This window comes from Agromyces sp. GXS1127 (genome assembly GCF_050565425.1).
In the GTDB taxonomy this organism is placed as follows: domain Bacteria; phylum Actinomycetota; class Actinomycetes; order Actinomycetales; family Microbacteriaceae; genus Agromyces.
This window is the reverse complement of sequence record NZ_JBOCIG010000001.1, coordinates 126244-140115: the sequence shown is the minus strand read 5'-3', so window position 1 is coordinate 140115 and position 13872 is coordinate 126244. Positions and strand designations below refer to the sequence as shown.

General features: G+C 72.0%; 13 protein-coding genes. 7 read left to right on the top strand and 6 right to left on the bottom strand.

Annotation, left to right across the window (positions count from 1 at the left end; genetic code table 11):
- Window positions 1-3: 3 nt before the first annotated feature.
- Together ACQ393_RS00635 and ACQ393_RS00630 are read right to left on the bottom strand one after the other, a co-directional pair.
- The gene (locus ACQ393_RS00635) at window positions 4-606 is read right to left on the bottom strand and encodes a GNAT family N-acetyltransferase (RefSeq protein WP_430644881.1); all 603 of its coding nucleotides are present in this window, start codon (window positions 604-606) and stop codon (window positions 4-6) included.
- 9 nt (window positions 607-615) lie between these two features.
- Window positions 616-1143 (bottom strand): DUF421 domain-containing protein, encoded by a 528-nt coding sequence (locus ACQ393_RS00630; protein WP_430644880.1) that lies wholly within the window; start codon window positions 1141-1143, stop codon window positions 616-618.
- Window positions 1144-1274: 131 nt separating this feature from the next.
- Here ACQ393_RS00630 and ACQ393_RS00625 point away from each other — a divergent pair, with 131 nt between their 5' ends.
- Window positions 1275-2648: an ATP-binding protein gene (locus ACQ393_RS00625; protein ID WP_430644879.1), complete on the top strand. Its 1374-nt coding sequence runs from the start codon at window positions 1275-1277 to the stop codon at window positions 2646-2648.
- A 174-nt stretch (window positions 2649-2822) separates the two neighbouring features.
- On the opposite strand, the gene aceB is transcribed toward ACQ393_RS00625, so the two are convergent.
- Window positions 2823-4457 (bottom strand): malate synthase A, encoded by a 1635-nt coding sequence (gene aceB / locus ACQ393_RS00620; protein WP_430645326.1) that lies wholly within the window; start codon window positions 4455-4457, stop codon window positions 2823-2825.
- Window positions 4458-4569: 112 nt separating this feature from the next.
- On the bottom strand, window positions 4570-5895 hold the full coding sequence (gene aceA, locus ACQ393_RS00615) for an isocitrate lyase (protein ID WP_430644878.1): 1326 nt from the start codon (window positions 5893-5895) through the stop codon (window positions 4570-4572).
- A 229-nt stretch (window positions 5896-6124) separates the two neighbouring features.
- Between aceA and ACQ393_RS00610 the strand changes: the two genes are divergently transcribed.
- On the top strand, window positions 6125-6505 hold the full coding sequence (locus ACQ393_RS00610) for a hypothetical protein (protein WP_430644877.1): 381 nt from the start codon (window positions 6125-6127) through the stop codon (window positions 6503-6505).
- Here ACQ393_RS00610 and ACQ393_RS00605 read toward each other — a convergent pair.
- Together ACQ393_RS00605 and ACQ393_RS00600 are read right to left on the bottom strand one after the other, a co-directional pair.
- Window positions 6460-7143, bottom strand: a complete 684-nt coding sequence (locus ACQ393_RS00605; protein WP_430644876.1) for a response regulator — start codon at window positions 7141-7143, stop codon at window positions 6460-6462. The genes ACQ393_RS00610 and ACQ393_RS00605 overlap by 46 nt on opposite strands.
- On the bottom strand, window positions 7140-8411 hold the full coding sequence (locus tag ACQ393_RS00600) for a sensor histidine kinase (RefSeq protein ID WP_430644875.1): 1272 nt from the start codon (window positions 8409-8411) through the stop codon (window positions 7140-7142). Before ACQ393_RS00600 ends, ACQ393_RS00605 begins: the two co-directional genes overlap by 4 nt.
- A 207-nt stretch (window positions 8412-8618) precedes the next feature.
- Between ACQ393_RS00600 and ACQ393_RS00595 the strand changes: the two genes are divergently transcribed.
- The 5 genes from ACQ393_RS00595 to ACQ393_RS00575 all read left to right on the top strand — a co-directional run bounded on the left by ACQ393_RS00595 (window position 8619) and on the right by ACQ393_RS00575 (window position 13840).
- Entirely contained in the window at window positions 8619-9290 is a 672-nt protein-coding gene (locus ACQ393_RS00595) for a hypothetical protein (RefSeq protein WP_430644874.1), read from the top strand.
- A gap of 275 nt (window positions 9291-9565) precedes the next feature.
- Window positions 9566-10750, top strand: coding sequence for an ABC transporter ATP-binding protein (locus ACQ393_RS00590; protein WP_430644873.1), 1185 nt, complete (start codon window positions 9566-9568; stop codon window positions 10748-10750).
- An 81-nt stretch (window positions 10751-10831) separates the two neighbouring features.
- Window positions 10832-12019 (top strand): polyamine ABC transporter substrate-binding protein, encoded by a 1188-nt coding sequence (locus tag ACQ393_RS00585; RefSeq protein WP_430644872.1) that lies wholly within the window; start codon window positions 10832-10834, stop codon window positions 12017-12019.
- Window positions 12012-12905: an ABC transporter permease gene (locus tag ACQ393_RS00580; protein ID WP_430644871.1), complete on the top strand. Its 894-nt coding sequence runs from the start codon at window positions 12012-12014 to the stop codon at window positions 12903-12905. The genes ACQ393_RS00585 and ACQ393_RS00580 overlap by 8 nt, the downstream gene beginning before the upstream one ends.
- Window positions 12902-13840 (top strand): ABC transporter permease, encoded by a 939-nt coding sequence (locus tag ACQ393_RS00575; protein WP_430644870.1) that lies wholly within the window; start codon window positions 12902-12904, stop codon window positions 13838-13840. Before ACQ393_RS00580 ends, ACQ393_RS00575 begins: the two co-directional genes overlap by 4 nt.
- Window positions 13841-13872: the final 32 nt, after the last annotated feature.

The following is a 13872-nucleotide window of genomic DNA, read 5'->3' as shown; positions in this document are numbered from 1 at the left end:
GGCCTACGCCCGCGGCACCGCGCGCTCGAGCACGTGGTCGTGCTCGACCCGGTCGCCGAGCCGGAACCCCTTGGAACCGACGACCTCGAAGCCCTGCTTCTCGTAGAAGCGGATGGCGCGGCCGTTCTCCTGGTTCACGCCGAGCCACACGACCGACGCTCCCGATTCCGCGGCCGACGCGAGCGTGGCCGCCATGAGCGTGCCGGCGATCCCGGCGCCGTGCGCGACCGGGTGCACGTACATCTTGCTGAGCTCGATCGCCGGACGCGTGGTCACGCTGGCCGCGGCATCCTCATCGGCGGGCACGCCGTCGGCCGTCGCGACCAGCATCGACCAGCCGACGAGGCCGCCCGTCGCGGCGACCTCCTCGGACCCGGCGAGCGCGATGCCCGCACCCGTGGCCCGATCGGGCTCGGCGACGAGGATCGTCCGGTCGGGGTCGGCGAGGTACTCGGCGAAGCGCACCTCGCTGAGCTGCTCGGCGATGAACCACGCGATCGCGTCGGCCGTCGTCGACGGCGGGCACGCGAGCGGGAAGGTGACGGCGGCGAGCCGCGCGAGGGCCTCGGCATCGCCCGCCGCCGCGGGCCGGATCGTGACGGTCACATGGCGACGTTACCCCTGCGGCGGCGTCCGCGGTGGAGCGAGGCCCGCGAGTGCGGTGCCCTGGCCGAGCCGGGACCGCGGGATGACGCTGAAGCGTCCATTCGTCTCGAGCACGACCGCGGCGACCTCGGCGAGGTCGCCCTGGCCGCTGCTCCGGACGGCCTGCAGCAGCTCCGACTCCGCGAGCCGCATCCGCCGGAGCGCGGCGTGGTCGACGACGCCGTCGCGCAGCAGCACCGTGGGCTCGGCCGTGACGACGCCGCGCACCTGCGAGCGACGCGACGTGGTGAAGGCCACCGCGAACTGCAGCGCGCAGAGCAGGACGAGCGCCAGCGCTCCCTCGGCGAACGAGACGTCGGAACTCAGCAGGATCGTCGCGAGCGTCGATCCGATGGCGACGGTCACGATGAGATCGAACGCGTTGAGCTGGCTGAGGGTGCGCTTGCCGGCGAGCCGGATCACCACGACGAGCGTGACGTAGGCCGCCGCCCCGACGAGGATCACCCGCGCGAGATCGCTCCAGGTGTCGAACCACATGAACGCCCCTTCCCGTCGGCCCGACGGTACGTCGGCGACCGCGCGGGCGGCAACGGGGTGGCCGCCCCTCGAGACGACGGATACCCTGCGCGTGCGGCGTACCGGACGATCCGGATGGCAGGATCGCAGGCATGGACACCACCGCCGACCGACCGACCGTCCGATCCGACGACGGGCGGTCCTTCCGCATCTCCGGGCCTGTCGAGGGCTTCGTCGTCGGGGCACTCGTCGTGGTCGACGACGGCGAGCGCCGCCAGCTCGGCCTCGTCGAGCAGCACGACGAGGAGCACGGCCACCTGCGCGGTCGGTTGCTCGGCGTGATCGCCGAGGGCCTGCTCGACACGCGAACGAGCGTCGCGTTCGCGTCGGCGTCGGTCGCCGCGGTCGACCCGGCGTCGGTCGACCTGCTGCACGCGGCGACGGGCGCCGCGCTCGAGGTCGGCACCGACCTCACGCCGCCCGGCGGGCCGGCCCGGCTGCTTCCCCACCGGTTCAACCGGCACACGTTCTGGTGCGGCCAGAGCGGGTCGGGCAAGACCTACGCGCTCGGTGTCGTGCTCGAGCAGGTCATCGCGCACACCGCACTGCCGGTCGTGGTGTTCGACCCGAACTCCGACTTCGTACGGCTCGGCGAGCTGAACCCCGGCGCGACCGGTCCGACCGCCGACGCGTTGCGCGACCGCGACATCCGTGTGCTCAGGCCGAACATCGAGGGAGCCGAACCGCTGCGCGCCCGGTTCGTGGACATGCCGATGGCGTCGAAGGCCGCGGTCCTGCAGCTCGACCCGGTCGTCGACCGTGCGGAGTACAACGCCCTCGTGCACCTGCGCGACACGCTCGACACGACCGATCTCGACGCGATCCTCCCGACGCTGCGCTCGTCGTCCGATCCGGTGCACCGCGACCTCGCCCTGCGCATCGAGAACCTCGGCCTCATGGAGTGGGAGGTCTGGGCCGGCGGCGCCGGCGCGGCGACCGACGTCATCGACGAGCGGCCGGATGCCACGGTGCTCGACCTCGGCGGCTTCTCGACGCCCGAACAGCAGCTCGTGGTCGCGCTCTCGGTCCTCGACGAACTCTGGGCACGCAGGGAGGAGCGACGACCGGTGCTGCTCGTGATCGACGAGGCGCACAACCTGTGCTCGCCGCAGCTCGACTCCCCGGTGGCGGTCGCCGTGCGCGAACGACTCGTGCAGATCGCGGCGGAGGGCCGCAAGTTCGGGCTGTGGCTGCTGCTCTCCACGCAGCGGCCCTCGAAGGTGCATCCGGGGATCATCTCGCAGTGCGACAACCTCGCCCTGATGAAGATGAGTTCGCCGATCGACCTCGAGGGCCTCGCCACGTACTTCGGCTACGCCCCGACCGGCCTCATCGCCCGCTCCCCGTGGTTCCGCCAGGGCGAGGCGCTCTTCGCCGGCGGCTTCGTCCCCGCGCCGACCCTCTTGAAGATGAACCCCCGCCTCACGCCGGAGGGCGGCGTCGACGTCCCCGTCCCCCTCCGCTGACGGGGGCTCCCTTTCTCAGGAGCTTTCGGCGTGTCGCCGCCTTCCGCGGCGTTTCCTCCTGAGAAGCGTGCGGAACGCGACATCCGTCCTGAGAAAAGCACCCACAGATGAGCGGATGCCGCGGGCTTCCCGTCCCGCGGCATCCGCTCCTGGTGCGCTTCCGCGCCGACCGGCCTACAGGAACCGGGCGTAGGCCCCGACGGTGAGGAACGTCGGGAACTCGGGCTCGAGCGCGACGGACCGGAACACCGAGATGGCGTCGTCGAACCGGTCGCCCTCGAAGCGGGGCAGGTCGGCCACGGCGGCCGCCATGATCCGCACGATCGACGTCTGGTCGATGCGCGTGCCCTCGGCGGTGACCGTGTTGTCGTGCAGCCACTGCCACACCTGCGAGCGCGAGATCTCCGCGGTCGCGGCGTCCTCCATCAGGTTGTCGATCGCCGCGGCGCCGGTCCCGCGGAGCCACGACTCGATGTACCGGATGCAGATCGAGATGTTGTCGTAGACGCCGGCCTCGGTCACCTCGCCGCCGATCGACGGGATGTCGAGCAGCTGCGCCGCGGTGACCTGCACATCCTCACGGAGGCGGTCGACCTGGTTCGGCCGGTCGCCGAGCACCGCGTCGAACTCGGCGCGGGCCGTCGGGATCAGGTCGGGGTGCGCGACCCACGTGCCGTCGAACCCGTCGCCCGCCTCGCGGCGCTTGTCGGACGACACCGCGGCGAGCGCACGCTCGGTGACCTCGGGATCGCGGCGGTTCGGGATGAAGGCGCTCATGCCGCCGATGGCGTGCGCGCCGCGCTGGTGGCACGTCGAGACCAGCAGCTCGGTGTACGCCCGCATGAACGGCACCGTCATCGTGATCGACTTGCGGTCGGGCATGACCCAGCGGCGACCGCGCGAGCGGAACGTCTTCACGATCGAGAAGATGTAGTCCCAGCGGCCGGCGTTGAGGCCGGCGCAGTGGTCGCGCAGCTCGTAGAGGATCTCCTCCATCTGGAACGCGGCCTGGATCGTCTCGATGAGCACCGTCGCGCGGATGGTGCCGTGCGGGATGCCGATCTCCTCCTCGGCGAAGGTGAAGATGTCGTTCCAGAGCTTCGCCTCGCGGTGCGACTCGAGCTTCGGCAGGTAGAAGTACGGGCCGCGGCCCTGCTCGATCAGCTTCCGAGCGTTGTGGAAGAAGTAGAGCCCGAAGTCGACGAGCGAACCGGAGGCGTGCATGGCGCGCCCGGCGCGGTCGTGGAACTTCAAGTGCTTCTCCACGAGGTGCCAGCCGCGCGGCCGGAAGACGATGGTCGGCGTCTCGGTCGCGGTGACGCGGTACTCCTTGCCCTCGGGGCTCGTGTACTCGAGCTCGCCGCGCAGGAAGTCGAACAGCGACAGCTGGCCCTCGACGACGTTCGCCCAGGTCGGGCTCGTCGCGTCCTCGTGGTCGGCGAGCCACACCTTCGCGCCGGAGTTCAGCGCGTTGATCGCCATCTTCCGGTCGGTCGGGCCGGTGATCTCGACGCGGCGGTCCTCGAGGCCCGGGCCGGCGCCCGCGACGCGCCAGGTCCGGTCGTTCCGGATCCACTCGGTCTCGGGCAGGAACTTCGGGTCTCGGCCGTTCGCCGCGTCGACCCGGGTCTGCAGGCGGACGGCGAGCAGCTCGTGCCGGGTGTGGGCGAAGCGCTCGTGCAGCTTGGCGACGAACGCGAGCGCCTCGGGCGTGAGGATCTCGTCGTAGCGCTCGCCGAGCGGTGCGGTGACCTCGAGGTGCGGCTGCACCGCCTGGAAGCTGCCGGTCGCCGGCTTCGGCTCGGTCATGGTCGTCTCCGTGCGAGCGGATGCCGCGACATCCGTTCGCTCGATCGTGATGGTGTTCATGATTGTGGTCTCCTTCGCTGCGATCCGCACGCCGCCGGCGGCAGTCCGCGGATCAGTGCTGGAACTGCTCTTCCTCGGTCGATCCGACGAGGGCGAGGGTCGCGCTGTTCGGGTTCAGCGCCGTGGCGATCTGGTCGAAGTAGCCGGTGCCGACCTCGCGCTGGTGGCGCGTGGCGGTGTAGCCGTCGGCCTCGGAGGCGAATTCGGCCTCCTGCAGCTCGACGTACGCGGACATGTGGCGCTCGTTGTAGTCCTTGGCGAGCGTGAACATGCCGTGGTTCAGGGAGTGGAAGCCCGCCAGGGTGATGAACTGGAACGCGTAGCCCATGGCGGCGAGCTCGCGCTGGAACTTCGCGATCTGGTCGTCGTCGAGGTGGCGCTTCCAGTTGAACGACGGCGAGCAGTTGTACGAGAGGCGCTTGCCGGGGAACTTCGCGTGCACGGCCTCGGCGAACCGGCGGGCCAGGTCGAGGTCGGGCTCGGCCGACTCGACCCAGAGCAGGTCGGCGTACTCGGCGTAGGCGAGGCCGCGGGCGATGACCGGCTCGATGCCGTTCTGCACGTGGTAGAAGCCCTCGGCGGTGCGCTCGCCCGTGACGAACGGCCGGTCGCGCTCGTCGTGGTCGCTCGTGAGCAGGGTCGCGGCGAGCGCGTCGGTGCGGGCGATGATGATCGACGGCACGCCGGCGACGTCCGCCGCCATGCGGGCCGCGTTGATCGTGCGGATGTGCTGCGACGTCGGGACCAGGACCTTGCCGCCCATGTGGCCGCACTTCTTCTCGCTGGCGAGCTGGTCCTCCCAGTGCACGCCGGCCGCGCCGGCCTCGATCATCTGGTGCATGAGCTCGTAGGCGTTGAGCGGTCCGCCGAAGCCGGCCTCGGCGTCGGCGACGATCGGTGCCATCCAGTCGCGGTCGTCGGTGCCCTGCTCGACCTGGCCGGCGCGCAGCAGCGCGTTGTTGATGCGCCGGACGACGGCCGGGACCGAGTTGGCGGGGTAGAGCGACTGGTCGGGGTAGGTCTGGCCTGACAGGTTCGCGTCGGCCGCGACCTGCCAGCCAGAGAGGTAGATGGCCTTGAGGCCCGCACGCACCTGCTGCACGGCCTGGTTGCCGGTCAGGGCGCCGAGCGCGGCCGACCACTCCGGGTCCTCCATGCGCTCGAAGGCGGTGCCGGTGTTCTTCTGGATGTTCTCCCACAGCTTCTCGGCGCCGCGGCGGGCGAGCGTGCGCTCCTCGCGGACCGGGCCGCGGAGGGCGATGACGTCCTCGGCGGTGTAGTCGCGCGTGACGCCCTCCCAGCGGGGGTCGGCGTCCCACTCGAGCTGGAGCTCGGCGGCGGTCTGCGTCTGGTCGCCGGGGCGGTTCTGGGTGCTCATCGTGGTGCTCCTTCGGTGCAGCGTGCGGATGTCTCGTGGTGTCCGTCCGGCGCCTCCTGCGGTGCCGGCCGGGGGTCTGTGGAACCATGCTGCGCGCCCCGCGAGGGGGTCGAGCGACGAATCGGGGGGTGAACTTCCCCGGTTCTTCCGCGTCGCGGAAGAACCGCGGGGCGAGCGGATACCGCGGGGCGAGCGGGAGCCGCGGGGCGGGCGGGGGCAGAATGAGGACGTGATGCACGAGGACGGGGCCACGCGCGAGGAGCGCCGCCTCCGGCGCCGGCGCTCGCGGCTCGGCGTGCTCGGCGTCGCGCTGTTCGTCGGCGGCCCGGTGCTCGGTGCAGCGCTCGTGGTGGTCGGCGCGGTCGGGGCGTTCCGCGACGAACCCCGCTGGCTGCTTCTCGCCGCCGTCGGGCTCGGCGTCGGCTTCGGCCTCACGTTCGCCGGCCTGCGCGTACTGACGAACCTGGAGGCGGCGCGATCAGCCGCCCCCGATGCGGGGGAACCGGACGTCCCGCTCGAGGCGGCTGCGGACCGGAGCGCGGCTGTGGACCTGAGCGCGGACGATCAGCCCGACGCGGCCCCACCGGGTCGCACGAGCCCGGACTCGTAGGCCGCGACGACCGCCTGCACGCGGTCGCGCACGCCGAGCTTGGCGAGCAGTCGCGTCACGTGCGCCTTCACGGTCGCCTCGCTGAGGAACAGCCGCTCGCCGACCTCCTGGTTCGACATGCCGCGCGCGATGAGCAGCCACACCTCGCGCTCGCGCGGCGTGAGGTCGTGCGCGGTCTCCTCTGCAGCTCCGGGCTGCGGCGTCGCGAGGTATCGCTCGATGAGCCGGCGCGTGAGTGCGGGCGCGAGCAGTGCCTCGCCCCGCGCGACCGTGCGCACCGCGTCCACGAGGCGCTCGGGCGGCGCGTCCTTCAGCAGGAACCCGGCGGCGCCGGCGCGAAGCGCGCGGTAGACGTACTCGTCGAGGTCGAAGGTCGTGAGGACGAGCACGCGCGGCCCGTCGGGGCCGGCCGCGAGCCGCGCCGTCGCCTCGATGCCGTCGAGGCCCGGCATCCGGATGTCCATGAGCACCACATCCGGACGGAGGCGGCGTGCGGCCTCGAGCGCCTCGAGCCCGTCGCCCGCCTCGCCGACGACCTCGAGGTCGGCGGCCTCCAGGAGGCCCACGATGCCGGAGCGCACGAGCGCATGGTCGTCGGCGACGAGCACCCGCGGCGTCGAACCGCTGTCGGGACTCACGCGGCATCCCCCACCGGGAGCACGGCGCGCACGCGCCATCCGCCCGCCTCGGTCGGCCCGGCGGTCAGCGTTCCGCCGTACACGCGGACGCGCTCGCCCATGCCGGGCAGCCCGCGGCCGCTTCCGCGTTCGGCGCCCGCCGACCGGATCCCGCTCGGCGTGACCGAATCGCGGGCCGAGGGCCCGTTCAGGACCTCGACCTCCGCGGCGCGGTCGCCGCGGCGCACCCGCACCTCGACCGGCGCACCGGGCGCATGCTTCCGCACGTTCGTCAGCGACTCCTGCACGATCCGGTGGATGGCGAGCGCGAGGCCGTCCGGCAGGTCGATCGCCGCCTCGTCGACGTCGAGTCCGCAGGGGTGCCCGGCTGCCTCGGTCTCGGCCACGAGCGCCGCGAGCGCTGAGAGTCCGGGCTGCGGCGCGTAGGCCGCCCCGTCCTCGTGGAGCACGTCGAGCAGGTGCCGCATCTCGGAGAGCGCCTCCTGCGCCGTGCGGCGCGTGAGCTGGAGGTGGTGTCGCGCCCGCTCGAGGTCGCGGTCGAGGAACTGCTCGGCCGCGCCCGCCTGCAGCGAGACGATCGAGAGCGCGTGCGCGACGACGTCGTGCAGCTCGCGGGAGATGCGGGCGCGCTCGGAGGCCACGGCGTCGGCCGCGAGCCGGTCGGAACTTTCCCGCGTGTGCTGGAGCGTGATCGCACGGTGACGCACGATCCGTCCGGCCGCCCAGGTCGCGCCGACGAAGAACACGAGGAAGACCGTGCCCGCCGTCTCGATCCCCGGCGAGCCGAAGTAGCCGAGCGCGTGGGCGGCGAGCATCGCGGCGACGGGCACGAGTCCGAGGAGGGCCGCGAGCCACCAGGCTGCGACGCGCTCGGCGACGGTGTAGGCCGCGACGAGCAGGCTCGGGAAGGGGTTGAACGTGGCGTCCGCTCCGGCGAGCGCGGCGTGGGCGACGAGCGCGCCCGCGACCACGAGCATCACGGTCGCCGGGAAGCGGCGGCGGACGACGAGCGGCGCCGAGACGGCGAGCGCGAAGCCGAGCTGGGCGAGCGGGTTGGAGGAGGGCACGAGCAGCGCCTCGAGCGACGCCCACATCGCGATGCCGCCCGCGATCGCGAGGTCGAGCGGCGTGGTCCAGCGACGCCATCCGCGTGCTGCGGCGGTCAGCCGGCCGAGTGGGACCGGGCGCCGGTGGGCGGCGCCGCCGCCTGCATCGGCGGCTCGCGAGGGCGCGCCCGAGCCCGCGGCGGAGGTCTGTTCGGTCGGCACGCGTCGATGCTACGGGCGGGATCCCCGCCGGCGACAGCGACGAAGGTCGGCATTCCGACCGTCCGAGGTCGCGGGTCGGGGCCGACCCGGGGCGCGTCGTGGACCCGACGCGCGTCGCGGCACCGGTCGACGACCGGCCGATGCCCGGCCCCGTCGGCCGTTCGTAGCGTCGGAACGTCACCGACCGAATCGACCGAAAGGCCCACCATGAATCCCACTTCCGACCCCGTGCTCGACGCCCGGGCCCGCGCCGCCGAGTTCGCGGCCGGATCGAATCCGACCCGCGAGTCGCGCCCGTCGGCGATGCGTGCGTATCCGCGGACCGGCCGGCTGATCGGCCGCGTGAACGCCCGCCTCGCGGGACTCGCCGCCGTCACCGCCGGCGGCCTCTCGATCGTGATCGGCGTGCTCCAGTTCCTCTTCCCGCAGGACGAGGACCCGGCGATCGACCCGCGCACCCGTGTGATCCTCGCGATGTTCACGATCAGCCTCTGGGCGTTCGCGGTGCTGTTCGTCGGTTTGGCCCGGTACGCCCGCTCGAGCTGGGGCGCGGTCACGGCGGCGACCGGCACCGTGCTGCTGACCGTCGGCACCATCACGAGCGCCGTGAACGGCATCGACCTGGAGTTCTTCCCTGCGGTCGCGATGCTCGCGAACGCGATGTGGCTCGTGGGTGCGATCGCACTGTGCGTGTCGCTGGTCCGCGCGAAGCGCGTGTCGCTGTGGCTCGCCCTGCCGATCCCGTTCCTGCAGGTGCCACTGCTCTTCCTCTCGCAGGTCGGCGGCGGCGTTCCCGCGGGCACGTTCCTGCTGATCCTCGGCGGCGTCCTCCTCGCGGGCCGGATCGAGGGTCGCGCCCGCCGGCTCGCCTCGCGCTGACGCCCTCGCGCGGCATGCGCCCGCGCCATCGCGCAGCCTCCGCCCGCGGCATCCGTCCCCGTCCTTCGGGGCGGATGCCGCGGCTCGCGTTTCGCCCGTATGACGAACCGCCGCCGGCTGTTTCACCCGCGTGACGATGCGCCGGACGATCTGTCGGGCCCGCGGCCCGCGGGCGATGGATCGTCCGGTTCTCGACCACTCCATTGCACACGCGTGCAACAGGGGTTTGAATGGCCGGACGCGACGCGGCGTCAGTGAACCGGAGGTGCCCACAGGTGACGACAGCGACCGAGGCGAGGACCGTCTCCCCCACCGACGAGCAGGATGCCGCGACCGGATCCGTCGAGCTCCAGCGGGTCACGAAGCGCTACGGCGACGCGATCGCGGTCGACGGCCTGTCGCTCACGATCCAGCCGGGCGAGTTCATCTCGCTCCTCGGCCCGTCGGGGTGCGGCAAGACCACGACGCTGCGCATGATCGCCGGCTTCGAGCAGCCCGACGCCGGCGACATCCGCATCTCCGGACGATCCGTCCTGGGCGCGCCGCCGTACCGCCGCGACGTGAACACGGTCTTCCAGGCGTACGCGCTCTTCCCGCACATGACCGTCGCCGAGAACGTCGCCTACGGCCTGCAGCAGCGCCGCACGCCGAAGGCCGAGGTCCGCCAGCGCGTCTCCGAGGCGCTCGACCTCGTGCAGATGCGCCGCTTCGCCGACCGCAAGCCGACCCAGCTCTCCGGCGGCCAGCAGCAGCGCGTCGCGCTCGCCCGCGCCCTCGTCAACCGCCCGTCGGTGCTGCTCCTCGACGAGCCCCTCGGCGCGCTCGACCGGCAGCTCCGTGAGGAGATGCAGCTCGAGCTGAAGCTGCTGCAGTCCCGGCTCGGCATCACGTTCGTGTTCGTGACGCACGACCAGGGCGAGGCGCTCTCGATGAGCGACCGCATCGCGATCATGCGCGACGGCCGCATCGAGCAGCTCGCCGACGCCGACACGATCTACGCCCGCCCGACCTCGGCGTACGTGGCCGCGTTCGTCGGGCAGCAGAACTTCTTCCGCGGGACCGCGACGGAGGGCGGCACCGCCGTCGACTCCGTGCACGGCGTCATCCGCGGCATCCGCTCGGACCGCCTCGCCCCGATCGCCGACGGCGCCTCGGTCCAGGCCGCGGTGCGCCCCGAGTTCGTGCGCATCGAGGCGGATGCCGCGGCCGGCGCCCCGGCGACCGGCGCGAACCGCGTGCAGGGCACCCTGCTCGGCGTCTCGCACCTCGGCGAGACCATGCAGTACCTCGTGCGCCTCGGCGACGACCAGAGCCTCATCGCCCGCCGACCCACGCCCGAGGCCCCCGACCTCGCGGTCGGCTCGGCCGTCGCGTGCACGTGGAGCGACGCGAGCGTGCAGGTCTTCCCCTCCGACGACGCGGCCGCGGCCGGCGGCTACGTCGCGCCGCCCACGCACTGACCCGGCCCGAACCCCACCGACGCACCACCGAACCGGCACCAACCCCGAACCGGCAACCACACCCGACCCCCAAGGAGCGACATGGCCGAGAAGTCCACCCCCATCCGGATCCTCGCGAGCGCCGAGCAGGTGCCGATCCTCCAGCGCGCGATCGACCGCCGCCGGTTCCTCAGCTTCGCGGCCGCCATGGGCGGCACCGCATTCCTCGCCGCCTGCTCGTCGCCCGGCGGCAGCACCTCGGCGGCGCCCGTCGCCACGGGCGGCGAGCTCGAGGGCTCGCTCAGCATCTACACCTGGGGCGACTACGACTCACCCGAGGTCGTCGAGTCCTTCACCGCCGACTTCGGCCCGAAGGTCACCTTCGATTCCTACGGCTCGAACGAGGAGCTCATTTCCAAGCTCGTGGCAGCGAAGGGCACGTCCGGCTACGACATCATCGTGCCGACGGGCGCGTTCATCCCGCAGATGATCGAGAACGGCATCATCCAGAAGCTCAACAAGGACCTGCTGCCGAACCTCGAGCACATGGACCCGGCCTTCCTCGGCCGCAGCTGGGACCCCGAGAACGAGTACTCGATCTGCAAGGCGTGGGGAACGACGGGCTTCGTCTACGACAAGACGGTCATCACGCGCGAGCTGAAGGACTGGAACGACTTCCTCGACGCCGCGCAGAACGAGGCGAGCGGCAAGACGAGCGTCCTCGACGACCCGGCCGAGGTCACGGGCCTCTACTACTGGGCGAACGGCATCGACTGGAACACGACCGACGAAGCCCAGATCGACGCGTGCGAGGACTTCATCGTCAACACGCTCGCCCCGCACATCGCAGCGTTCGACTCCTACCCCGGCGGCCAGGCGATCCCGCAGGCCACGCAGGTGCTCATGCAGTCGTGGAACGGCGACGCCCGCATCGGCATCATGGAGTCGCCGGACCCCGACCGGTGGCAGTGGGTGCTCGGCTCCCCCGCGACCGAGCTCTGGATGGACAACTGGGCGATCCCGGTCGGCGCGCCGCACCCCGAGGCCGCGCACGCGTTCATCGACTGGACGATGGTGCCCGAGAACCAGCTCCTCCAGGTCGACTACATCGGCTACCACACGGGTGCCGCGGGCATCGAGGAGGCCGCGAGCGAGGCCGGCCTCGAGATGCTCGACCTCGTCTTCTTCACCCCGGAGCAGATCGCGACCATGCAGGACGGCGAGGTGAACGACGCGCAGCAGCGCACCGTCGACATCTGGAACAAGGCGAAGGCCGCCGCCGGTGCGTAGTCTCCGCCTGCCGAGCTTCGCCCTCGCGATCCCCGCGTGGGCGTGGCTCGTCACCTTCTTCGTCGTACCGGTCGGCGCGGTGCTGTACTTCAGCTTCGGCTACAAGCCGGGCATCTTCGGCACGCACGCGACCGACGTGCTGTCGTTCGACCGGTACGCCGAGGCGCTGACGCCGACGTTCTTCGACGTGTTCCTGAACACGCTCTGGGTCGGCATCGCGGGCACCCTGCTCTGCCTCGCGATCGGGCTGCCGGTCGCGTACTGGATGGCCGTGAAGGCGCCCGCGAACCGCCGCGGGCTCCTCATCGCACTCGTGATGGTGCCGTACTGGACCAACTTCCTCGTGCGCACCATCGGCTGGCAGATCATCCTCGCTCCCGAGGGCTGGATGTCGCAGCTCCTCCAGACCGTCGGCATCACCGAGGGCCCGCTCGAGATCCTGTACACCCGCACCGCGGTGCTCATCGGCGTGGTCTACAACTACCTGCCGCTCATGATCCTGCCGCTGTTCGTCGCGTTCGACCGGGTCGGGCCTGCGCTCCGCGAGGCGTCGAAGGACCTCGGCGCGAACCGCGTCTCGACCTTCCTGCGTGTGACCTTCCCGCTCGCGCGTCCCGGCATCATCGTCGGCCTGCTGCTCGTCTACATCCCGCTCATGGGCGACTACATCACGGCGACCGTGCTCGGCGGCGCGCAGGGCAACATGGTCGGCCAGCTCGTCGCGAGCCAGTTCCAGGCCGCGCAGAACTGGGCCCTCGGCTCGGCCATGGCCGTGCTGCTCATCCTGGTGATCGTGATCTCGGCGGCCGCGATCGGGCTCCTGCTGTGGCTCGTGTCGATGCCGTTCCGCGCCCGCAACCGCGTCGTCCTGGAGGCCTCGGCATGACCACCACCGCACCCGAGACGACGACGACGGATGCCGCGTTCGGCGCCGCCGGGGCATCCGCGCCCGGCACTCCCGACGCACCGGTCGCGCGCCGCGCCCGGCGGTCGCCGGTCGACATCGGCCTGACGGTGTGGAGCGTGCTCGTCTTCCTGTTCCTGTTCGCGCCGATCATCGTGATCCTCGTGTACTCGTTCAACAACGGGCGCCTGCTCATCGCGTGGAACGAGTTCGGGTTCGAGCCCTACCGGGCGCTCTGGGAGAAGCCCGCGGTGCGGGACGCGGTCGCGGTGTCGCTGCGGACCGGAGCGATCGCCGCGCTGCTGGCCACGCTCCTCGGCACGCTCGCCGGCATCGCGCTCGCGCGCAAGCCCGGCAAGTGGGCGCTGTGGTTCGTCGGACTCCTGCTGCTCGTCTCGGTGACGCCCGAGATCGTCGACGCGGTGGCGCTGCTGCCGTGGCTCGTGTTCCTCGGCCAGGACGCCGGGCTGTCGATCTTCAACGACGGCACCGTGCGACTCGTCGTCGGCCACTCGCTGTTCTCGACCGCGGTCGTGACCTACATCGTGCGGGCCCGGCTCGTCGGGCTCGACGCGCAGTTGGAGGAGGCCTCGGCCGACCTCTACGCGAGGCCGTTCACGACCTTCCGTCGCGTGACGCTGCCGCTCGCGATGCCCGCGGTGCTCGCCGGCCTGCTGCTGTCGTTCACCCTGAGCCTCGACAACACGGTGGTCGCGGCGTTCGTGCAGGTGTCCGGCTCGACGCCGTGGCCCGTGTACGTGCTGAGCGCGCTGCGCGGCGGCCTCCGCCCCGAGATCGCGGCGGTCTCCACCGTGATGCTGCTGCTCACGCTCGCGGCGCTCGCCCTCGTCGCGGTCGTGCTGAAGCGCGCCGGCGACTCGGCGACGCAGATCGCCCGCACGATGTCGGGCGGCTGAAGCTCCGCGCGGCCGCGGTCCGACCCGAACGC